The 20,981-nt window shown below is 65.9% G+C and carries 19 protein-coding genes; 2 read left to right on the forward strand and 17 right to left on the reverse strand.

Annotated features, from left to right (window positions below; translation table 11 throughout):
* Positions 1-12: 12 nt before the first annotated feature.
* From QCE62_RS25710 to QCE62_RS25720, 3 genes are all read right to left on the reverse strand, one after another.
* Positions 13-1,227 carry an NYN domain-containing protein gene (locus tag QCE62_RS25710; RefSeq protein WP_309924545.1) on the reverse strand — a complete coding sequence of 405 codons (1,215 nt, stop codon included), beginning with the start codon at positions 1,225-1,227 and terminating at the stop codon, positions 13-15.
* Positions 1,228-1,304: 77 nt separating this feature from the next.
* Positions 1,305-1,694 (reverse strand): cupin domain-containing protein, encoded by a 390-nt coding sequence (locus QCE62_RS25715; RefSeq protein WP_309924550.1) that lies wholly within the window; start codon positions 1,692-1,694, stop codon positions 1,305-1,307.
* A 95-nt stretch (positions 1,695-1,789) separates the two neighbouring features.
* On the reverse strand, positions 1,790-2,629 hold the full coding sequence (locus QCE62_RS25720; RefSeq protein ID WP_309924555.1) for an AraC family transcriptional regulator: 840 nt from the start codon (positions 2,627-2,629) through the stop codon (positions 1,790-1,792).
* Positions 2,630-2,776: 147 nt separating this feature from the next.
* On the opposite strand from QCE62_RS25720, the gene QCE62_RS25725 reads away from it, so the two are divergent.
* A complete protein-coding gene (locus QCE62_RS25725; protein ID WP_409017914.1) occupies positions 2,777-4,939 on the forward strand; it encodes a hypothetical protein in 2,163 nt (720 codons plus the stop codon).
* Positions 4,940-4,948: 9 nt separating this feature from the next.
* On the opposite strand, the gene QCE62_RS25730 is transcribed toward QCE62_RS25725, so the two are convergent.
* From QCE62_RS25730 to QCE62_RS25785, 12 genes are all read right to left on the reverse strand, one after another.
* Entirely contained in the window at positions 4,949-5,356 is a 408-nt protein-coding gene (locus tag QCE62_RS25730; protein WP_309924561.1) for a polyketide cyclase, read from the reverse strand.
* A gap of 7 nt (positions 5,357-5,363) precedes the next feature.
* Positions 5,364-7,013 carry a chromosome partitioning protein ParA gene (locus QCE62_RS25735; protein ID WP_309924569.1) on the reverse strand — a complete coding sequence of 550 codons (1,650 nt, stop codon included), beginning with the start codon at positions 7,011-7,013 and terminating at the stop codon, positions 5,364-5,366.
* 233 nt (positions 7,014-7,246) lie between these two features.
* Positions 7,247-7,567 (reverse strand): DUF4148 domain-containing protein, encoded by a 321-nt coding sequence (locus QCE62_RS25740; RefSeq protein ID WP_309924578.1) that lies wholly within the window; start codon positions 7,565-7,567, stop codon positions 7,247-7,249.
* A gap of 193 nt (positions 7,568-7,760) precedes the next feature.
* A complete protein-coding gene (locus QCE62_RS25745; RefSeq protein ID WP_309924585.1) occupies positions 7,761-8,141 on the reverse strand; it encodes a VOC family protein in 381 nt (126 codons plus the stop codon).
* Between the two features lie 52 nt (positions 8,142-8,193).
* Entirely contained in the window at positions 8,194-9,045 is an 852-nt protein-coding gene (locus QCE62_RS25750; RefSeq protein WP_309924593.1) for an amidohydrolase family protein, read from the reverse strand.
* Between the two features lie 23 nt (positions 9,046-9,068).
* Positions 9,069-10,718: a class I adenylate-forming enzyme family protein gene (locus QCE62_RS25755; protein ID WP_309924601.1), complete on the reverse strand. Its 1,650-nt coding sequence runs from the start codon at positions 10,716-10,718 to the stop codon at positions 9,069-9,071.
* Between the two features lie 68 nt (positions 10,719-10,786).
* Positions 10,787-11,875 (reverse strand): ABC transporter ATP-binding protein, encoded by a 1,089-nt coding sequence (locus QCE62_RS25760; RefSeq protein WP_309924623.1) that lies wholly within the window; start codon positions 11,873-11,875, stop codon positions 10,787-10,789.
* A 34-nt stretch (positions 11,876-11,909) separates the two neighbouring features.
* On the reverse strand, positions 11,910-13,499 hold the full coding sequence (locus QCE62_RS25765) for an NAD(P)/FAD-dependent oxidoreductase (RefSeq protein WP_309924634.1): 1,590 nt from the start codon (positions 13,497-13,499) through the stop codon (positions 11,910-11,912).
* Positions 13,500-13,516: 17 nt separating this feature from the next.
* Positions 13,517-14,368 carry an ABC transporter permease gene (locus QCE62_RS25770; RefSeq protein ID WP_309924644.1) on the reverse strand — a complete coding sequence of 284 codons (852 nt, stop codon included), beginning with the start codon at positions 14,366-14,368 and terminating at the stop codon, positions 13,517-13,519.
* The gene (locus tag QCE62_RS25775) at positions 14,365-15,198 is read right to left on the reverse strand and encodes an ABC transporter permease (protein WP_309924655.1); all 834 of its coding nucleotides are present in this window, start codon (positions 15,196-15,198) and stop codon (positions 14,365-14,367) included. Before QCE62_RS25775 ends, QCE62_RS25770 begins: the two co-directional genes overlap by 4 nt.
* 16 nt (positions 15,199-15,214) lie before the next feature.
* Positions 15,215-16,294 (reverse strand): ABC transporter substrate-binding protein, encoded by a 1,080-nt coding sequence (locus QCE62_RS25780; protein ID WP_309924665.1) that lies wholly within the window; start codon positions 16,292-16,294, stop codon positions 15,215-15,217.
* A gap of 36 nt (positions 16,295-16,330) precedes the next feature.
* Complete coding sequence (locus tag QCE62_RS25785; RefSeq protein ID WP_309924674.1) at positions 16,331-17,824, reverse strand: aldehyde dehydrogenase; 1,494 nt, start codon at positions 17,822-17,824, stop codon at positions 16,331-16,333.
* Between the two features lie 142 nt (positions 17,825-17,966).
* Between QCE62_RS25785 and QCE62_RS25790 the strand changes: the two genes are divergently transcribed.
* Positions 17,967-18,863 (forward strand): LysR substrate-binding domain-containing protein, encoded by an 897-nt coding sequence (locus tag QCE62_RS25790; protein WP_309924683.1) that lies wholly within the window; start codon positions 17,967-17,969, stop codon positions 18,861-18,863.
* Positions 18,864-18,881: 18 nt separating this feature from the next.
* On the opposite strand, the gene QCE62_RS25795 is transcribed toward QCE62_RS25790, so the two are convergent.
* Together QCE62_RS25795 and QCE62_RS25800 are read right to left on the reverse strand one after the other, a co-directional pair.
* Entirely contained in the window at positions 18,882-20,147 is a 1,266-nt protein-coding gene (locus QCE62_RS25795; RefSeq protein ID WP_309924691.1) for a patatin-like phospholipase family protein, read from the reverse strand.
* Between the two features lie 27 nt (positions 20,148-20,174).
* The gene (locus tag QCE62_RS25800; RefSeq protein WP_309817389.1) at positions 20,175-20,957 is read right to left on the reverse strand and encodes a 3-hydroxybutyrate dehydrogenase; all 783 of its coding nucleotides are present in this window, start codon (positions 20,955-20,957) and stop codon (positions 20,175-20,177) included.
* Between the last annotated feature and the right edge of the window lie 24 nt (positions 20,958-20,981).

Genomic DNA, 20,981 nt, shown 5'->3' on the forward strand with positions numbered 1-20,981 from the left:
TCGGCCCGATGCTTATTGCTCGACGGGCTTCTCTTCGGACTTGCGCGAGCGTCGCGCGCGTGACGGCGCACGAGACGACGATTTGCGCGAAGACTTCTTGGCGGGCGCGGGTTCCTCGACGGGCGCGTCAGTCGCCGGCGCGCTGGCTTCGGGTGCTTGTGTTGCGATTGGCGCTTGCGGCGCTTGCGGTGCTTGCGGCGTTTCCGCCACCGCCTGCCGCGCGGCGCTCTTGCGCGCGCGACGCGGCGCTGCCGCCTTCCTTTTCTTCGCCTTGCCTGCGCCTTCGGCCGATTCAGCCTCGCTGACCGGAAGCGCTTCGTCCGCTTCCACCGATACGTGCGTCACCGGCGACGGCACCACCACCGGCTCCGCCTGCGTCACTGCCGGAACCTCTGCCGGACGGACATCGGCGGAAACCGCCACCGCCGAACGGAACACGAACGCGCCGGACTTGTCGTCGCGTCCGACTTCCAGCAGCCCGCGCGATTGCGCTTCATCCAGCAGATTGCCGAAGGCCTTGAAGCCATACTGGGTTTCGCTGAAACCCGGCTTGCGGCGCTTGATCGCGCTCTTCAGCACCGACGCCCAGATCTTGCCGCTCTCGCCGCGCTCGGACGCGAGCGCCTCGAAGGTTTCGACCGTGATGGCGATTGCCTGCGATTTGCGCGCCTCCGTTTCCTGTTTCGGCTCCGATGCGCGCTTCGGCTCGCGCGTTTCGCGCGACTCGCGCCGGGCGGCCGCACGTTGCTGCTCGCGGACGAGGTCGTCGTAAAAAATGAACTCGTCGCAGTTCGCGACCAGCAGGTCCGACGTGGAATTCTTCACGCCGACACCAATCACCTTCTTCGCGTTCTCGCGCAGCTTCGAGACGAGCGGCGAGAAGTCGGAGTCGCCGCTGACGATGACGAAGGTATCGACGTGCGACTTCGTATAGCAGAGATCGAGCGCATCGACGACCAAGCGGATATCCGCCGAATTCTTGCCCGACTGCCGTACGTGCGGAATCTCGATCAGCTCGAAACTGGCTTCGTGCATCGACGCCTTGAAGCTCTTGTAGCGATCCCAGTCGCAATACGCTTTCTTGACGACGATGCTTCCCTTCAGCAACAAGCGTTCGAGCACGGGACGGATGTCGAACTTGTCGTAATTCGCATCGCGTACGCCCAGCGCGACGTTCTCGAAATCGCAGAACACCGCCATGCTGACGCTTTCCTGAGGTCCAGCCATATGGTTCTCCGGCCTGTGCGGCACATTTTGCAATGCGCACATGATAGCTTGCCGGCGCGGTTCCAGAGGCGGGCGCGTCAGATCCAGAGATCGTTGGGCACGGTGCGGTCGCTGGGTGCATCGCCGGTGTTCACCACGCCGCGCGGTTCGATCAGCATGATCTTCACCTCGCTCGCGGCAAACGGCTTGTGCTCCACGCCCTTCGGCACGACGCCGATTTCGCCCGCGCGCAGCGTCATCGCACCGTCCCGGAAGTCGATACGCAGTTCGCCTTCGAGCACGATGAAGGTCTCGTCGGTATCCGCATGACGATGCCAGACGAACTCGCCTTCGAGCCGCGCGACCTTGAACTGGTAGTCGTTCATTTCGGCGATGACGCGCTGTTGCCAGAAGCCGTCGATGCGGCGCGCCTTGTCGAGCGGATCGATGGCGATGCCTTGTCCGCGTGTGGAGGGAATGGCCTGCATGATGTGACTCCGTGCTTTCGTGAATATGAACGGAGCCTACTGTGCGCGCATCCGGCGGCGAGGTCTTGAACGATCGTGCAGGCGTGCGATGCCCGTCAACGCTGCGCTGCGATGGCCCGCCAGCGCGCGGGCGGCATGCCGTAGGCGCGCGTGAACTGGCGCGTCATGTGGCTTTGGTCCGCGAAACCCGCCTGCGCGGCGACGTCGGCGAGCGGCGCGCCGGCGAGCATCAGGCGGCGCGCGAGATCGAGCCGGCGCAGCGTCAGATAGCGATACGGACTTGTGCCGTAGAACTTGCGAAAATTGCGCGATAACGCGAAGCGGTCGCGCCCTGTCACGCGTTCGAGTTCATCGAGTGTAATGATGCGGTCGCAATGCGCGTGCAGGAAGTCATGAGCGCGCACGGCGCTTGCGTAGTCACCGGTGTCGTCGGCGAATCGCGTGCCGGAAGCCTGCGCGAGCGCCAGCGCCAGTTCGGTGAGCGCATCGTGCCGTTCGAGCGGTTCGAGCGGTGGCAACGCGCCTTCCGTACGCTGCAAAAGGGCTTCCGTGGCGCGGGACACGCGCGGGTCGGTGGTCAGGCCGCCGTCGATGAACGGCAGCGCGCGGCCGCCCAGCACGGCCTGGATGAGCGCCGGATCGACATACAGCATGCGATAGCGAAAACCTTCGCCGGTGCCGGCCTGGCCGTCGTGCGCTTCGTCGGGATGCAGGACCATGGTTTGTCCCGCGATGCTGTTGCGCAGGCCGCGCCGGTAATTGAAGCTCTGCACGCCGGCCAGCGTGCGGCCGATCGCGTAGGTATCGTGCCGGTGCATGCCGTACGCCTTGCCGCCGAACCAGGCTTCGATGCGCTCGATGCCCTCGCCCGGCACGGCCCGCCGCACCCAGTCCGACCGCTTGTCCTTGCCGCGTCCATCCATGTCCATTCCCATCTCAACGCTCGCGCCGATGTCCGGTCCAAATCCGAGTCGAATACTAGCCGATGCGCACCGGATCCGTGCTTCGGCGTCTCTGTCTCAAGCATCGCTTCAGCGCGCCGACAAGCAGACTGGACGCGACATCGAGCAAAGGAACACGCAATGAAACGCTTGACTCTGCTTCTGGCCTGCCTCGTGGCGAACTCTGCGCTTTCCGGCCCGCTCGCTTATACGACCTCATGGCTCGGCAACACCTGGGGCTACGGCGACGGCAAATGGATGCAGCAGGACATCCAGGCGCTGCACGTCGCCGCCGACGGCACCGTCTACACGAACTCGCCGTGGGACGAAAGCGGCGCCGAGATCGCGGCGTATCGCAACGGCGACCGCCTTGCGGTTGCCGGCGCGACGCATGGCTGGGGCGCAGCGGGCGGCGACGCCGTGACGTCCAACGGCGCGTATCTTTACGCGGCGATGTCGATCGGCAATCAGAACGGCGGCCTCACCGGCGCGGACTATCCGCCGAATGGCTATACCTGGTTCGGCATCACGCGCCGGTCGACCGGCAATATCGCGCAGGGCGCGCCGTTCGCGGGCGGCGTGGGCAACAGCGCGAATGCGTCGAAGAACAGCTTCCTGATCGTCGATACGGTACCCGCCGGCACCGATGCCGGCATTCGCGGACTGGCCGCGAACGACACCGAGCTGTTCGTCGCCGATCAGTACGCGAACCGCATCATCGTGTTCGATGCCGTGACGATGCGCCGCAAGCGTTCATTCGACGTGCCGTCGCCGGGACGCATGGCGCTCGACAGCGACGGCTCGCTCTGGGTCATCGCCGGCGCGCTGACCGGGCAGCCGGCCATCGCGCACTATGCGGCGAGCGGCGCCCTGCTCGGCGGCGCGCCCGTGCTGCCGGCAGGCACGGTGCCGGCGGATATCGCGATCGCGCCATCGGGCGATCTGTATATCGCCGACATCGGCCCCGGCCAGCAGATTCTTCCGTACCGCAGGACCGCATCGGCGTTTCATGCGCTGACGCCGGTCGGCACGCTGAACGGCGTGAGTCATGCCGTGCCCGGAACCATCGAGCCGGGCCGCTTCAACTTCATCACGGGCATCGGCTTCGACGCCGCGGGCAACCTGTACGCGGGCCAGAACGGCGAAGGCCCGCGCGCGCTGAATTCGGCGTCGGTCGGTTCGGGCGCGGTCCTGCAAGCCTTCAAGGGAACCTCCCGCGCGTTGCTGTGGGAACTGGACGGCCTCGTGTTCGTCGACGGCGCCGACTTCGATCCCGGCGCGCCCGACACCATCTACACCGGTTCGAAGATCTTCACGATGGACTGGATCCAGGCGCCCGGCAAGCAGTGGAAATACGCGGCCTACACGGTGGACCGCTTCGCGTATCCCGACGATCCCGAACTGCATATCGGCCGCGACGTGCGCGGCGAGCCGATGGTGCGGCGTCTCAACGGCAACCGCCCGTATCTCTACACGCTCGATCCTTACTCGCACGAGTTGTACGTGCATCGCTTCGACGCGGCTCACGGCAAGATCGCGATTCCATCGGGCATGTTCGCCGAGAGCTTCATCTCCGGCGGCTATCCGGCGAACCAGCCGGCCTATGGCGAATGGCTGTGGCGCGACCTGAACGGCGATGGCCGGATGGACGATGGCGAATACACCGGCAATCCGTCGACGGGCAGCACGGTGGGCAACAGCTTCATCTGGGTCGATGCAGCGGGCGCGGTGTGGTTCGGCACGCCGACGAGCGGCATCCGGCAGATGCCGATACAGAGCTTCGACGCGTTCGGCAATCCGGTCTATGCGTACGCCGCGTCGAAGACTTACGCGATGCCCGCGCCGTTCACGCGCATCGGGCGCGTGCTGTATGTCGCGGCCACCGACACGATGTATGTCTCGGGCTTCACGCAGAACATCCCTTACGATGCTTCGCGCTGGAAGGAAGCCGGCCCGGTGCTCGCGCGCTACGACAACTGGAGCGGCGGCGCGCCGGTCATGACCTGGTCGATCGCGCTGCCATGGAACACCGCGAGCACGCCGCCCGTGACGACGGTCGGTCTCGCGACGGCGGGTGACTATGTGTTCGTCGCGGAGCTGTACACGCAGAAGGTCGATGTCTACGATGCGCGCACCGGAGCGGCGGTCGGCGTGATGACGCCGGGCGGCAATGTCGGCGGGACGAGCGGCTATGTGGACGTGGAACTGGGTATCAGCGCGACGCGCCGGGCCAATGGCGAATATGTCGTGCTGGTGGAAGACGACGCGCGCGCGAAGATTCTTGTGTACCGGTGGACGCCTTGAGGATGAAGGCTATGCCGAACCATGACGCGCGGCGAGCGTGGCGAGGTCGCGGCGGACCCAGTCGGCATCGGCGGCGAATTGCTCGTCGGACATGCCGGGCTGCTGGAACAGCGTCAGCAGCACTTCCGCGCCCGCGCCGTTCGGAATCACGCGCAAGGGCATGGTGATTTCGTGGCCGTCGGGCAGCGTCACCTGATGATCCATTACGCCGAACGCATTGTGCGCGGTGAAGCGGATCAGGACGTCGCCCTCGGGGCCGCGTGCGCGCCAGTGATCGCCCTCGGCTTCGAGCGTCGATTGCGCGAGTCCCGAAGCCCAGGTCGGAAAGACTTCGGGACGCCAGATCGCCTCGTAGAGTTCGCGCCAGTCGCGCGCGATGGACACACTAAGCGTCGTGGCGTGCATCGTCGCGCTCATGGCCGTGTCAGCCTTCGATCTTCGACATGACCGCCGTCGCCGGATCGTAGCGATAACCCTTCTGCGCGAGCTGTTGCGACATCTTGTCTCCAATCAGCTTCTGCTGCGCCTCGCGGAACACGAGTTCATGATCGGGTTTCATGCGCTCCAGTTCCACCGCGAGACGTCGCATGAGCGCGACTTCGCCGGTGCTGCGGGCATCGATGAAGAGGATTTTTTCGTTGGCCACGTCGAGACGCTGACGCAAGTCCTTGGCGTACGTGACCCACTGCTCCGCGTTGCTGCGCAGTTCGTCGTAGGACTTCGAATGCGCCTTGGCCTGCGCCGCGACCTGACGCTGCAGCGACGCCAGTTCCGACTCCTCGCCCTGCTCTCTTTCGACGAGACGCCGCGCGAGTTCGGTGGCGTTCTTCTCGGCGGTTTCGGCGCGCTCGCGCAGGGCCGTGACCTCGTTCGACACGCGCGCGAGTTCGGCGCTTTCCGTCGCCCGCTCTTCGGTGATGCGGTTGAATTGCGTGCGCGCTTCTTCGAGTTCGCCTTGCAGGCGGCTCACCTGCTCGCGCTGCGCCGAGGCATCCTCGCCACGCGCGGACGCCGCTGCGCGTTCCGCCGTCAACGCGGCGCCCGCTTCGCTCAGTTCGGCTTCGAGGGCGGCGATGCGCTGGAGCGTTTCGCTGGCGCGCGCTTCGGCGGCTTGCAGCTGGGCGCTGGCTTCGTCGGAACGGACTTGCGACGACTGGCTGAGCGTCGCGTGGTCCTGGCGAGCCGTGTCGCGTTCCTGCGCGATACGCGTCAGTTCTTCGTCCTTGCCGGAGATGAGCGCTTGCAGGTTCGCATGCTCCTGACCGATGCGAGCAATTTCCTCGTCCTTGCCCGATACCAGCGCCTGCAGGTTCGCATGCTCCTGAGCGATGCGCGCGATTTCCTCGTCCTTGCCCGATACCAGCGCCTGCAGGTTCGCATGCTCCTGAGCGATGCGCGCGATTTCTTCGTCCTTGCCCGACATCAGCGCCTGCAGGTTCGCATGCTCCTGACCAAGGCGCGCGATCTCGTCATCCTTGCCCGCGAGCATCCCGCTGAGTGTCTCGTTCGCGCGGCGCTGTTCTTCGAGCGATTCCTTCACCGCCTGCAATTGCGACTGCTCCATCGCTGCGCGCGCCTCGATCGCCTGCAAGCGCGCGCTCGCCTGCGAAAACTCTTCCTTCAGCCGCGCCGCCGCTTCCTCCGAAGCACGCAGGCGGCTGTTGGCTTCCTCGGCTTCCCGTCGATAGTTCGCGGCTTCGTCGCCGGATTTCTGAATTTCGGCGAGCGCCTCGTCGCGGTCCGAAAGGGCTGTCGCGAGCCGCTGGCTCACCACGCTCAGATGCTGCCCGGACAGGCGTTCGGTTTCGTCGCGCGAGACCGTCCACAGCCGCCGCGCCACGTTGACGAGCGTTTCGGCGAGGTCGTCGGGCAGGCCGCTCGGGTCCTGCTGCGGCGGCACCTCGGGCTGACGCGCCTCGCGCCAGCGTTGCAGGCCGGCCGCGATCGCGACGATCGACGCGCCGGGCAGCTCTGCCCGGACGGTCAGCGGGGAAACCTTGCGGCCTTCTTCGGTGAGCCGAGCGGCGATGGACGCGATCTGCTCGTCGGTGATGGTGTCTACGTCGTTGGGCATATGCGCCTCGAAAATCAGTGGCGTCGCACGCAAGAGTCTGCGATGCGTTGTTACATTTGGCGAATTCGCCGCCGGAGGACATGGATGATACCGATTTTCCGTGAAGCGCTTGCGGTGCGGACCCGGTTCGGCGGTGCGCAACGCGGCTTTCTGCTGGTCCCGACATGCATCGAGCCCGGACGGCATAGGCCGCCCGGGCTCGAAGAAGAACGCCTGGATACCGCCAGGAACGCTTACGGCCTGGCGTACACCGAACCGAGGCCGATGACCGTCGTATCGCCCGAAGCGGCATTGGAGCGCGCGCCCGACACCACGCCGGTATCCGCCACCGCGCCGTATGCCGAACTGCCTTTCGCGGCGTTCAGCCGTGCTTCGGCCGCCTGGATGTTCTGCGGATATTGCGTCTGGTCGCTTGCCGGATCGTAGCCGGCCTGTTGCAGTTCGACGAGTTGCGCCCGGACTTCGGCACGCGTCAGCGGCTGGTTCGACTGCGCGAACGACAAAGCGGGAAGCGCGACAGCGGCGGCGACGATCAGCGACGAGATGAGTTTCATGACTTACCTCCAATGGATTTGTTGGGAAGAGCCTGTTGTGATCCGCTGTGTGTTTCGGATCGTTCGGGCCTGGAGGTATTTGAACTGCGGGACGTATCTGCCGTGTTTCGCCGACGGGCGGTTGTGAATCGACGTGTATCGTCGCGACGGGCGGATACAGTGAGATACAAAAGGACGGCGGCGATTCAGCCGTTCACTGCGTCGCCACCCACCAGGTAGTGCCGGCAGCGTCGCGAAAACCGCCGCGCAGATCATCGTCGTCACGCTTGCGGCCGGGCGCCTGCACGCTTTCCGCGCCCTGCCGCAGCGCGCGCTCGTAGACCGCCTGCGCATCGCGCACGTACACATGAACATGCGTTCCCGCCGACACCTGCCCGGCCGCCCCGCCGCCGATCATCACGATACTGTCGTCGATGCGCACTTCCGCGTGCATCAGCGAGCCATCGGGCCGGTCGAAGCGGCGCACGAGCGCCGCTTCGAACACCTGTTCGAGGAAGTCGATGACTTTCTCCGCCTGCTCGCACACCAGATACGGGCTCACCGACGGATACGACGCGGGTTTCCATTCGCTCATGACTGCTCCTTTCGCGCGAAGAAGAGCCGTCAGCGTAACGCAAAAACCGCCGTCACAAACCGAGATAAGCCAGCGCGTTATGGCAGCGCCAGTCCTCGCGAACTTCGTCGGCCATCTCCAGCGCATCGAACTCTTCCAGAGCGCGTTCAACAGGCATCATCGGAAAGGCGGAGCCGAAGATCATGCGCTTCTTCAGCACGGTCCGGCCGTATTGCAGCAAGGCTTCATAGCCCGAATGCGCGGTGGCCAGCAGCTTCGGACGCACCGCCACCGTGCCGATCCACACGCCCGGATGCCGCCACGCCACCGCCAGCAGTTCCTGCACCCATGGCCAGCCCGGCGGCGACGCGCACACGCGCAGGCCGGGATACGCCATCATCACCCGGTCGAGCGCGGCCGGATGACCGTACATCATCGACGTATGGGTGGAAAAGTTCGCGCCGCAGTGTATGTTCACCGGCACGTCCAGTTCCACGCACTTCGCATACAGCGGAAACAGCAGCGGGTCGTCGATGGCCAGCCGGTGTTCGAAGCCCTGCACATTGAGGCCGCGCAGGCCGAGCTCGCGCACGGCGGTCTCGAACTCGGCGACGGCCGTCGCGCCCGCATGCGGATCGACACCCGCGAAACCGATATAGCGCTCGCCATGCTTGCGGCAGAACGCGGCCACATCCTCGTTCGATATCTTCACGCCGAACGTGCTGGTCAGGTCGCGCGCCTTGAGCACGACGTGCCGCGCCTGAAGCCGCTCGTAGATCGCGAGGTAGTCGGCGAGCGGATCGTGACAGACGGTGCTGGCCGCCTGCGCCTCGGTGCCCTGATACACGCGCCGGTAATTCGACAGATGGTCCGCAGGCCCGTTGAACTGCAACACGGGCGGACGACTCGAAAAGTCCACGAACATGAGAGACTCCTGCACAAATCAGGTCACCGCCAGCGCGCTTCCTGGCGGTCGTAGGTGTTCACGAAGGGATCGGCCGTCTCGGCAATCAACCGCTTCTTGGCGATCTTCCTCGAAGGCGTGCGCGGAAAATCGCCTTCCATGTACTGGAGATAACGCGGCACCTTGAACGCCGCGAGATGCCGCGCGCAATGCTCGAACACGGCAGCGGGCGTCACCTCCGCGCGCGTGAAACCTTCGCGCAGCTTCAGATACGCCTTCACTTCCTCGCGACGCAACGGATCGGGCACGGGCACGACGGCAGCTTCGTCGATGGCGTCCATGCTGCGCAGCACGGTCTCCACTTCCGTCGCCGAGACGTTCTCGCCCGCGCGCTTGATCATCTCCTTGATGCGGCCGACGATGTAATAAAAGCCGTCGGCATCGCGCCGGAACAGGTCGCCGGTGCGGAACCAGTCGCCGTCGAAACTTTCGGCGTTGGCTTCGGGCCGCTTGTAGTAGCCCCACAAAATACCGCGTCCGCGTATCCACAATTCGCCGACTTCATCGACCTGCGCGGGGCTGCCGTCTTCCCGGCGAATCTGCAGCTCGCGGAACGGCGCGGGCAGGCCGCAGGTGCGTTCCAGCGCTTTCTCGCCCGCCCACGCCGGCACCAGCGCGCCCGTCCCGACCTCGGTCATGCCGAAGCCTTCACGCGCGATCACGCCAAAGCGCGCCTGCACTTCCTCGCGCGCCGGCCGGGTCCAGCCATAGATGCTGATGTACTTCAGGCACACGGCGGCATCGCCCGGACCGCGCGGATGCTGGCTCAATGCCGGCTCCGGAAAGATGCAGTAGTGAATGCGATAGTCGATCAGCCAGGACATGAAGCGCGTCAGGCTCATGCGCTCCGCAATGTAGGCGGTGCCGCCGAGCTTCAGCGTCATCAGGAACTGCCACAGCGGGTCCATGTAGAAGAACGGCGCCCAGATCAGCACGTTCTCGATGCCCGCGTCCGCGCCCCGGCGATGCCGCGCCGCGCCGTGGCAGTGGATCATCCAGTAGTCGTGGCTCAGCATGCAGCCCTTCGGGAAACCCGTGGTGCCGGAGGTGTACTGGAGGTTCAGCAGATCGTCGCGGGAGACATGCGCCGGCGCCGCGAAGTCCGCGCGCCCCGAAGCCAGCAGCGTTTGCCATTGCAGCAGGTCGGCGCGCGCGCCGTACGCTCCGCTCACGATCACGCGTTCCCATGCCAGCAGTCCGGGCAGTGCGTCGAAGCCTTCCAGGCGCGGGACGTATTCCTCATCGATCACGAGATACTGGACGTCGGCGTCATCGAGCACGAAGCGCATTTCATCGCGCGTGTAGGCGGTATTCACCGGCACCATCACCGCGCCGATGCGCCCGAGCGCGATCCACGTCACCGGGAACTCGGGCGCGTTCTTCAACATCAGCGCCACGTGACAGCCCTTGCGCACGCCGCGCCTGACGAGCGCATCGGCAAGCTGCGACGCCGCGCGATCGAGTTCGGCGTAGGTCATGCTGACCCCGCGCTCGAACCACACGGCCGCGGTCTTGCCGCCGTAGAGCGCGGCCTGCTCGCGCACGAACTGCCCGAGCGACTCGGGCAACGCGAGCTGTTCCTGCCGTTTTCGACGGACGAGTTCGTCCTCCACGGTCGGCGACTGTGTTGTCATCGTGTTCTCCTGAAACCCATCCTCGTAGCGCGGCGCACTGCACGCCGCGGGTCTGGCCCTGGCTGACGCTAGTCCTGCGCGATCACCTGACAATCCTCCGGCGCCCAGTCGAGCATCACCGGCGCGCCCCGCGCATGAGCCGCGCCGTGCCTGCCGCCCTGCTGCTGCACGACGATCTGCATGTCGCCCGGCAGGCGCACGTGATGGCGCACCACGCTGCCGAGCGTGATCGAATCTTCGAGCGTGCCGGCGTGGCGCGGCTCCCGTTGCGCCTCTTCGCCGGATGCGGCCGGCATCATCCGCACGCTCTCCGGACGCACCAGCAACTTGACCGCCGCGCCGCGCGACACGCCGTTCCCCCCGCGCGCCGCGCGCAGCATGCCGAGCGCGGTCGACACCACGATGTGCTCGCCGCCGCTCTCCTGCACCGTGCCCGCAATCAGGTTCGCCGTGCCAATGAAGCTCGCCGCGAACGCCGTCCGTGGCGCGCGATACAGCTCGTCGGGCGTCGCGATCTGCTCGACGCGTCCTTCGTTCATCAGCACGATGCGGTCGGACATCGAAAGCGCCTCGTCCTGATCGTGCGTCACGTTCAGCATCGTGATGCCGAGCCGCGCATGCAGCCGGCGAATCTCGAACTGCATCTGTTCGCGCAGCTTCTTGTCGAGTGCGCCGAGCGGTTCGTCGAGCAGGATCAGCGCCGGGTTATAGACGATGCAGCGCGCCAGCGACACGCGCTGCTGCTGTCCGCCCGAGAGTTCCTTCGGCTTGCGCGCGGCCAGGTCCGGCAGGCGCACCATGTCGAGCACCTCGTGCACACGGCGGCGGATCTCGTCCTTCGGCACTTTGCGCACGCGCAGCGGAAACGCGATGTTGTCGAACACGGTCATGTGCGGCATCAGCGCATAGTTCTGGAACACCATGCCGAGGCCGCGCGCGCTCGGCGGCGCGTTCGTGATGTCGACGCCGCGCACGAAGATCTGCCCCGACGAAGGCTTCACCATGCCCGCGATCAGATTGAGCAGCGTCGTCTTGCCCGAGCCGCTCGGCCCGAGCAGCGTGACGAATTCGCCCTGCTTCACGCTGAAGTCCAGCGGCGCGAGCGCCTGCACGTCGCCGTAGCGCCGCGAGACCTGCTTCAGTTCGATCATGTTCATCGTCGGAATCCGCTGTTCGTTGCTTCGTTGCCGCTCAATGCCGCTCGCAGCGCATCACGACCTGCGCCGCGTTGTGCCCCGGCACCCCCGTCACGCCGCCGCCGGGATGCACCGACGCGCCGCATTGGTAAAGCCCTTTGACCGGCGTCCGATAGTCCGCCGCGCCGCGCACCGGGCGTCGGAAGAAGATCTGGTCGGCGCTGAGTTCGCCGTGATGCACGTGGCCGCCCGGCAGCGCAAAGATGCGCTCGAGATCGACGGGCGACAGCACCTGTGCCGCGTCGATGCATTCGCGAATGTCAGGCGCGTACTGCGCCAGCGTATCCAGCACGATCTCGACCAGCCGCTCGCGCTGCGTGTCCCACGATCCTTCGCGCAACGCATAGGGCGCGTGCTGGCCGAAGATGCTCATCAGATGCTTGCCCTCGGGCGCGACACCCGGATCCACCACGCTCGGACTCATCACGACGAGCGGCGGATGCGGCGCGATCTCGCCATACTTGGCGGCGTCCCACGCGCGTTCGAGATACTCGACCGACGGCCCGATGCGCACCTGCGCCGGGTAATCGAAGCCGGCCGCGCGTGCGTCGAAGTCCTTGAAGACGGGCAGGCGATTCAGCGCGAGATTGACCTTGAACGCCGTGGAACGGTCGCGGATCTGTGCGACGCGCGTGCGGAATTCCGCCGGCACATGCTCCGCGCCGACCAGTTGCTGGAACAGCACCTTGGTCGCCACATTCGAGATCACGCAGCCCGCCTCGATCAGTTCGCCCGATGCAAGCCGCACGCCGGTCGCGCGCTCGCCCTTCACTTCGACCGAGGCCACCGGCGCATCGCAGCGCACTTCCATGCCGTGCGCCTTGCCCGACGCGGCAATCGCCTCCGAAATCGACCCCATGCCGCCGCGCACGAAACCGGCAGGACCGGCGGGCGTCGTGTGATCGCGGATGAAACCGCGCAGCAGCACATACGCCGATCCCGGCGAGCAGATGCTCGTGGCCGCGCCGCCGCAGGAGGCGTAGAAGCCCATCGCAGTGATCATCTCGTCGGATTCGAACCAGCGCGCGAGGTAGTCGCGCGCGGAAAGCGTCAGCACGTCGTAGAGGTCGTAGAAGCGCTCGCCCATGTCCCGGAAGCGCCACGCAAAGCCGAGCAGACGGCTTCGTGCGGCGAGCGCGCCATCGGCGGGATCGGGCGGGATTTCCCACAGCATGTCCGCCACCAGCTTGCCGAGCTTCGTCATGTGCGCGCGATACTTGCTGTAGGCGTCGGCGTCCTTCGCGCTGAAGCGCGCGATGTCCTCGAACAGACGCGGACCTTCCGCACGCACGATCAGGCTGCGCCCGCCGCCGTACAGGTGTGTCATCGGCGGCGGCACGATGATCTCGTAGCCATGCTTCGCCAGTTCCAGTTCCTCGATGATGCGCGGTTGCAGCAGCGCCATCGTGTACGACGCCACCGACACGCGATACCCCGGCCACACGGCCTCGCTGACCGCCGCGCCCCCCGCCAGCCCGCGACGCTCCAGCAGGCACACCTTGAAGCCCTTGCGCGCGAGATAAGCGCCGCAGACCAGGCCGTTGTGGCCCGCACCGATGATCACCGCGTCGTACTGGTTCGCCATGATGGTTGTCAGAGAGATTATTCGGCGGGCGCGTCGCGCCGTTGCAGGGCCATGATGCCGAGACACACGGCGAGCGAGACAAGCGTCAGCAGCGTCGATACCGCCGCCAGCACCGGCGACACTTCCCAGCGGATCGCGCTGTACATCTTGACCGGCAAGGTGGTTGTCTGCGGGCCGGAGATGAAGTACGCGACCACGACTTCATCGAAGGACAGCAGGAACGCGAACAGCACGCTCACGGCCACCGACGCACGGATCTGCGGCAACACCACCTGGAAGAAGATGCGCACGCGGCTCGCGCCCATCAGCATGGCGACCGCTTCGAGCGCCGGGTCCGCGTGCTTGAGCCCCGACCCCACCGCGATCACGACGAACGGCACCACCAGCACCGCATGCGCCAGCGCGATGCCCCACACCGTGTTGACCAGCGCCAGCATGGAAAACTGCTTGTAGATGCCGAGGCCCAGGACCACGACGGGAATCAGCATCGGCGTGATCGCGAAGGTTTCCAGCACGCGGCGGCCGGGGAAACGTCCGCGCGCCAGCGCATACGCGCCCGGCACGCCCACTGCCACGGAAATCGCCGAGGCCAGCAGCGCGACCATCACGCTCGTGAGCGCCGAGCCCCACCACGCGGGATCGGTCAGGAAGCGGTGGAACAGTTCCAGCGAGAAGGTCTTCGGCGGAAAGCTCAGTTCGTTGCCGCCGCCGAACGACACCGGCACGACCACGAGACTCGGCAGCAGCAGGAACAGATAGCCGCACCAGCCGCCGAGCGCGCCGAGCACGCGCCACATGCCGCGAAAATCACGGCGGCGCGGTTCCGGCACCGCAAAGTCCTTGCTGACACGGGCGGCGGTGGACGTCATGCGAAAGCCTCCTGGCCGCGCTGCACGCGTCCGAGCAGCGCGATCAGCACGCCGGACAGCACGAGCAGCATCATCGCGATGGACGCGGCGAGCGTCCAGTCGAGCGTCTGCCGCGTGTAGAAGTCGATCAGGTTGGCGAGCATCATGTCGCGCGGTCCGCCGAGCAGTGCGGGCGTGATGTACATGCCCATCGAGAGCGTCAGGCACATCAGCACGCCGGCGATCACGCCGGGCATCGAGAGCGGCAGCGTGATGCGCGCGAAGATCAGCCACTGGCCCGCGCCCATCATCTCCGCCGCGAACTTGAGGTTGCGGTTCTGCGCGGTGAGGCTCGTCAGGATGGGCAGCACCATGAAGGGCAGCAGATAGTTGCTCATGCCGATCACCACGCCCGTACGGTTGAACATCAGGTCCGGATGCCAGGCGTCGCCGCTGATCCATCCCGCCAGCTTTGCGATGATTCCCGCGCTGCCCAGCACCACCGTGAACGCATAGCTCTTGACGAGGATGCTGGTCCAGAACGGCAGCATCACCATCACGAGATACGGCGTGCGCTTCGACGCGGGCAGCCGCGCCAGATGCAGCGCGACGATATAGCCGAGCACGAGACTCGCCACCGTCGCGGTCACGCTGATGACGAGCGTATTGCCGAGCACGCGATGAATCAGCGGATTGCTCAGCACCTGCGCATAGCCGCGCAGGGTAAAGCCGTTCTCCCAGATGCTCGACCAGCCCACCAGACCGAGCGGCCAGAGAAAGAACACCGCGAGCAGCCCGTAGAGCGGCAGCAGCATGACGATGACGGACTTCAGGTTCAGCGAGTAGTTCATCGCGCGCGCCGGGGGCTCAGGTCAGCATCCAGGTGGTGAAGCGGTTCTGCAGCGCATCGTAGTGATCGCCCCACCACTGGTCGTTGATGACGATGCTGTTCGCATCGTGCATGTCCGGCATGCGCGCCTTCGCGGCGGCCGAGACCAGCGGCATCGCGGCGGCCGTGTTAGGCGCAAATTCCACCATCTCGCAGAACGCCGCCTGCCGGTCCGGACGCAAACAGAACGCCACGTACTGCATCGCGGCCTGCGTGTTCTTGCCGTACTTCGGCACCGCAAGATATTCGAGGCTGTTGAGGGTTTGCTTCATCGACATCTGGATGGACGTGCCCGCGCGCTGGGCCGGCAGCACGCGGCTCAGATAGGTGTAGGTGAAGTCCAGTTCATTGCTGGCTATGAGCGTCACGGTTTCCGGCGTGGTCTCGATCCACTTGCGCACCGCCGGCTTGATGCGGTCCATCGCCTTGAAGGCGCGTTCGACGTCGAGCGGATAGAGTTTGTCGGGCGCGACGCCGTCGGCCAGCAGGGCCATCTCCAGATTCTCGCTGACGCGCGGACGCAAACCGCGCCGCCCCGGATAGCTCTTCACGTCCCAGAACTCGGCGTAGGTGGTCGGCGGCTTGCCGCTGCGCTTCGGATCGAAGCCGATGCCGCCGGCATACGAATACGTGCCGACAAAATCCGCCCCGGTCTTCGTGATGAGGCCATCGGTCTTGACGATCGCCGGATCGAGCCTTTCCCACATGCCCTGGCGCGAGCCGGTGACGATCTGCGGCCCGATGCTGTCGAACACGTCCCATGAGACGTTCTTCGACTCCACCTGCACCTTCATGCGCGCGAGGTCCGCGCTGTTGACGAGCGTCACGGCGATGCCGGTCTCCTTCGTGAACGGCTCGGCGAACGCGCCGCGAATCGCGGCTTCGTAGGCGCCGCCCCAGCAGGTCACGGCGATGCTCTTCGACTGCGCGCGCACGATGGCCGGCGCGCCGAGCAGCGCGGCCCCGGCGAGCGCGCCCGCCTGTTGCAGGAATACGCGGCGCGCGGGCGCCGGGGCGTCGGCTTCGGCTTCGGGTTGCTGCGGGACTTGCGCTTTCATGTCGGTCTCCCAGAGTGGTCGGGTCGGGGCGATGCTTTATCCGGCGATCCAGATGGCCTTCCAGTCCATGTATTTGTCGAAGGCGTGCATCGACTTGTCGCGGCCGAAGCCGGATTGCTTGAAGCCGCCGAACGGCGACGACATCGTGCCGCGGTCGAAGCAGTTGACCCACACCACGCCCGCCTTCAGCTGACGCGACACCTGCTGCGCGCGCGTGATGTTCGAGGTCCAGACGGCGGCGGCTAGGCCGTAGATGGTGTCGTTGGCGATGCGCACGGCTTCCTCCGGCGACTCGACGGTGATCGCCGCCAGCACCGGCCCGAAGATCTCCTCGCGCGCGATCCGCATGGTGTTGCTGACCTGGTCGAAGACGGTCGGCTCAATGAAGAAGCCGCCCGATTCCGCCCGCGCCGCGCGGCCGCCCGCGATGACCTGCGCGCCATCGGCCCGGCCGGCGTCGATATACGACATCACCGACTCGTGCTGCACCTGGCTCACGATCGCGCCCATCTTCGTGGCGGGATCGAGCGGATCGCCGGGCACGAGATCGCGCGCGATGGCCGCGACCTTCTCCAGCAGTTCATCGCGCACGGCGGCGTGGACGATCAGACGCGAGCCCGCATTGCACACCTGTCCGCTGTTGGCGAAGATGCCCGCCGCGACGGCGCGCGCGGCGGCGTCGAGGTCGGGACAGTCGTCGAGCACGATATGCGGGCTCTTGCCGCCGCACTCGAGGCCCACGCGCTTGATGTTCGACTGTCCGGAATACTGCATGAACAGCTTGCCCACAGCCGTGGAGCCGGTGAAGCCGACGGCATCGACGTCCATGTGCAGGCCGAGCGCACGCCCCGCCGTCTCGCCGTAGCCCGGCAGCACGTTGAGCACGCCGGGCGGCAAACCCGCTTCCGCCGCGAGCGCGGCAATGCGGATGGCGCTCAGCGGCGACTGCTCGGCGGGCTTCAGGATCACCGAATTGCCCGCAGCCAGCGCCGGGCCGAGCTTCCAGCTCGCCATGGACAGCGGATAGTTCCACGGCACGACCGCCGCCACCACGCCGAGCGGCTCGCGCACGATCATCGTGGTCATGTCGGGGGCGGCGGGCGCGGTTTCGCCATAGAGCTTGTCGATGGCCTCGCCGTACCACTGGATGCAGGTCGCCGAACTGACGATGTCGCCGTTATAGGCGTTCGCGATGGGCTTGCCGACATCGAGCGATTCGAGCAGCGCCAGTTCCTCGCGATGCTCCATCATCAATTGCGCGAAGCGCAGCATCACGGCCTTGCGCTCGGCAGGCGCGCGGCGCGACCAGACGCCCGTTTCGAACGCGCGCCGCGCGCTGGCGACCGCCACGTCCACGTCCTCGCTGCCGCACTCGGCAATCTCCGCGATGACCCTGCCCGTGGCCGGATTCACGGTGGCGAAGGTCTTGCCGGAGAGCGCGGACACGTATTGCCCGTCGATGAACGCCCGCCCCTCGGGCCGGAGTGACTCGGCGCGTGCGCGCCACACCGTTGCGTCGGGAATGCTCACAGCAAGGCTCCTTGAATGTCAGTTCGATTGGCTCATGCGTTCATGCGACTGAAATCAGTGTACGGTTTCAAAAGTATGAAAACCAATACATTCTGCTAAGCTTGTTCCTGCCGAAAAGTTATACCTTTTCCCGGTGCCCGCCATGCTCAAAGTGCGTCATCTCGAGATCTTCCGTGCGGTCGTGAAGGCCGGCAGCGTGTCGGCGGCCGCGCGGCTGCTGTATGTGTCGCAGCCCGCCGTGACCAAGACGCTGCGCATGCTGGAAGAAGAGATCGGGCTCACCCTCTTTCTGCGCGTGAAAGGCCGGCTGGTCTGCACGCCCGAGGCCGAGGCCATCCTGCCGGAGATCGAACGGCTGTTCGGCAGCGTGCAGTCGATTGCGGAAACGGCGCGCGAGATCCAGCAAGGACAGCGCGGCTCCATTCGCGTATCCACCGTGTCCATGCTCGCCACCACCATCGTCGCGCGGGCGGTCGGCGAGTTTCGCGAGACGCATCCGTCTGTCGAATTCGATATCCGCGCGCTGCCCACGCGGCATGTCGTCGAATACGTGAACAACAATCAGGCGGACTTCGGCATTCTCGATGTGGCCGCGCCGTCAGGCACGCTCGAAGTGGAAGAGTTTTGCAGCGCGGAGCTGCGCTGCGTGATGCGCGCCGGGCATCCGCTGGCGGATCGCAAGACCGTGACGCCGCGTCTGCTGGACGCCGAAATGCTCGCCACCTTCGGCGAGGACACGCTGACCGGCTGGCGGCTGCGCGAGGCGTTTCGCGCGCAAGGCAGGAGTTTTTCGAGCGCGTTCGTCTCGAACAGCACGCCGGTGCTGTGCGCGCTGGTGCGGGAGGCCAATGCCGTCGCGCTGGTCGATCCGTTCGCGCTGATGGGCCGCTCGTTCCCCGATCTCGTCTCGCGACGCTTTTCGCCGGCGGTGCCCGTGGAGCCGCGGTTCCTGTTCGCGCCGGGCAGGCCGAGATCGGTGATCGTCAATCAGTTCGTCGCACAGCTGAAGGAGACCGCCGCGCGCATGGCGGCGGGCTGAGGCGCACTTTCTCGTGGTTCAGGCGTCGGCCGGAATGTCGTCTTCCAGCGGCTTCGACACCGCTTTCGGCAACTCGGCCACGGCTTGCGGCGCGGCCTCGAAGCGATGCACGTCGTGCGTGACGAAACCCAGGTCGTGACTCGGAATCTCGAACCATTCCGGATGGCCGAACGACCGCCGGATATCTTCGAGTCCGCTCGCCCAGTGCTCGTCCATTGTGTCGTTGCTGAACTCGTAGTCCTTGTAGTGGCCTTCGAAGAACTTGTTCTTGTAGATCAGATGCACGATGTTCACGGCGCCGCCGTCCGCGACCTTCTGCGCCTCGCGCAGCAGCGGATGCGAACGCCGCACCTTCTCCGGCACGTGTTCGAGCAATTCCTTGATGAGCCGCGCGTGCTTCTGATTGTGCGAGACGAAATCGGTAATGGCGCGGGTGCGGCTCGAATACTGGATGTCCTTGGTGCGCTCGCTCACGTCGAGGAAATCGCCCGGCAAGGTGCCGCGCGCGCTCCACAGATCCACCTGGAACACGAGCGTGTCCTTGTGCTGGCTCTCGCGGATGATCTCCGTCAACGGCGTGTTCGAGACCAGCCCGCCGTCCCAGTAGAACTCGCCGTCTATCTCCACCGCCGGAAAACCCGGCGGCAACGCGCCCGAGGCCATGAAGTGCTCGGGCGCAAGACGCATTTTGGTGTTGTCGAAGTACACGAGATTGCCCGTGCGCACATTCACCGCGCCCACTGACACGCGCATGTTGCCGTCGTTGATGCGGTCGAAGTCGGCGAACTTCAGCAGCGTCGCGCGCAATGCCGAGGTGTCGTAATAGCTGACATTGCTCGGGAGCTTCGCCTGCGCGTCCGGAACGAGCGCCGGCACCTGCACGCGCGGCGAGAAGAAGCCGCGCTGGCCCTCGGTCAGCGCACGCGCCGCCGCCCACATGCTCGAAAACGTGCGGCCCATGTTCGCGAAGCCGAACGCGGCGGGCACGAACGCGCCCACGTGCCCGATCAGGTCCGCCGGCTGGCAGATGGTGTTCCAGAAGCCGCGCAGCGCCGCCACGCGGTGTTCAGGCGCATTGCCCGCGACGATCGCCGTATTCAGCGCGCCGATGGAAATGCCCGAGGTCCAGCTCGGCTCGACGCCCACCTCGGCCAGCCCTTCGAATACGCCCGCCTGGTAGGAACCCAGCGCGCCGCCGCCTTGCAGCACGAGACAGACCTCGTCGTAGTCCGGCAGCGCGACGTGGTTCGCCTGCGTGAGTGAGTTGCGTTGACTGCGGCGCATGGATTCTCCTTGTCGTTGTGCTCGTTTTTATTGCATGAACCAGCCGTGACTCACGACCACCGACTGCCCCGTCAGCGCGTTCGATTCGAAGCCTGCGAGGAACGCGACCGTGTTCGCGACATCGGCGACGGTGGTGAACTCGCCATCGACGGTTTCCTTCAGCATGACGTTCTTCACGACTTCTTCCTCGGAGATGCCGAGCGCCTTCGCCTGTTCGGGAATCTGCTTCTCGACGAGCGGCGTACGCACGAATCCGGGGCACACCACGTTGGCGCGCACGCCGCGCGGGCCGCCTTCCTTCGCGACGACGCGCGCCAGACCCAGCAGGCCGTGCTTCGCCGTGACATAGGCGGACTTCAGCTTCGATGCTTCATGCGAGTGCACCGAACCCATGTAAATGATCGAGCCGCCCTTGCCCGACGCGTACATGTGCTTGATGGCGGCCTTGGTCGTGAGGAACGCGCCGTCGAGGTGAATGGCGAGCATCTTCTTCCAGTCCGAGTACGCGTACTCCTCGATGGGCGCGACGATCTGGATACCCGCGTTCGACACCAGCACGTCGATGCCGCCAAGCTTGGCCACCGTGTCTTCGATGCCCGCGTTCACCGCTTCCTCACTGGTGACGTCCATGGAGACCGCGATCGCCTTGCCGCCTTCCGCGACGATGCTGTCCGCCACCTTCTGCGCGTTCGCGAGGTTCAGGTCGGCGATGACGACAGCCGCGCCGTCGGCGGCGAGCTTGCGTGCCGTCTGTTCGCCGATGCCGCTTGCAGCGCCCGTGACGAGCGCGACTTTTCCTTGCAGTGCCATGTGCCTGCTCCTTGTTCGATGAGA

The sequence above is a fragment of the Caballeronia sp. LZ033 genome (assembly GCF_031451265.1).
In the GTDB taxonomy this organism is placed as follows: Bacteria; Pseudomonadota; Gammaproteobacteria; order Burkholderiales; family Burkholderiaceae; genus Caballeronia.

Coding starts and splice junctions, on each gene's coding strand:
- QCE62_RS25710 (WP_309924545.1), bottom strand. CDS start 1,227: ATGGCTGGACCTCAGGAAAGCGTCAGCATGGCGGTGTTCTGCGATTTC.
- QCE62_RS25715 (WP_309924550.1), bottom strand. CDS start 1,694: ATGCAGGCCATTCCCTCCACACGCGGACAAGGCATCGCCATCGATCCG.
- QCE62_RS25720 (WP_309924555.1), bottom strand. CDS start 2,629: ATGGGAATGGACATGGATGGACGCGGCAAGGACAAGCGGTCGGACTGG.
- QCE62_RS25725 (WP_409017914.1), top strand. CDS start 2,777: ATGAAACGCTTGACTCTGCTTCTGGCCTGCCTCGTGGCGAACTCTGCG.
- QCE62_RS25730 (WP_309924561.1), bottom strand. CDS start 5,356: ATGAGCGCGACGATGCACGCCACGACGCTTAGTGTGTCCATCGCGCGC.
- QCE62_RS25735 (WP_309924569.1), bottom strand. CDS start 7,013: ATGCCCAACGACGTAGACACCATCACCGACGAGCAGATCGCGTCCATC.
- QCE62_RS25740 (WP_309924578.1), bottom strand. CDS start 7,567: ATGAAACTCATCTCGTCGCTGATCGTCGCCGCCGCTGTCGCGCTTCCC.
- QCE62_RS25745 (WP_309924585.1), bottom strand. CDS start 8,141: ATGAGCGAATGGAAACCCGCGTCGTATCCGTCGGTGAGCCCGTATCTG.
- QCE62_RS25750 (WP_309924593.1), bottom strand. CDS start 9,045: ATGTTCGTGGACTTTTCGAGTCGTCCGCCCGTGTTGCAGTTCAACGGG.
- QCE62_RS25755 (WP_309924601.1), bottom strand. CDS start 10,718: ATGACAACACAGTCGCCGACCGTGGAGGACGAACTCGTCCGTCGAAAA.
- QCE62_RS25760 (WP_309924623.1), bottom strand. CDS start 11,875: ATGAACATGATCGAACTGAAGCAGGTCTCGCGGCGCTACGGCGACGTG.
- QCE62_RS25765 (WP_309924634.1), bottom strand. CDS start 13,499: ATGGCGAACCAGTACGACGCGGTGATCATCGGTGCGGGCCACAACGGC.
- QCE62_RS25770 (WP_309924644.1), bottom strand. CDS start 14,368: ATGACGTCCACCGCCGCCCGTGTCAGCAAGGACTTTGCGGTGCCGGAA.
- QCE62_RS25775 (WP_309924655.1), bottom strand. CDS start 15,198: ATGAACTACTCGCTGAACCTGAAGTCCGTCATCGTCATGCTGCTGCCG.
- QCE62_RS25780 (WP_309924665.1), bottom strand. CDS start 16,294: ATGAAAGCGCAAGTCCCGCAGCAACCCGAAGCCGAAGCCGACGCCCCG.
- QCE62_RS25790 (WP_309924683.1), top strand. CDS start 17,967: ATGCTCAAAGTGCGTCATCTCGAGATCTTCCGTGCGGTCGTGAAGGCC.
- QCE62_RS25795 (WP_309924691.1), bottom strand. CDS start 20,147: ATGCGCCGCAGTCAACGCAACTCACTCACGCAGGCGAACCACGTCGCG.
- QCE62_RS25800 (WP_309817389.1), bottom strand. CDS start 20,957: ATGGCACTGCAAGGAAAAGTCGCGCTCGTCACGGGCGCTGCAAGCGGC.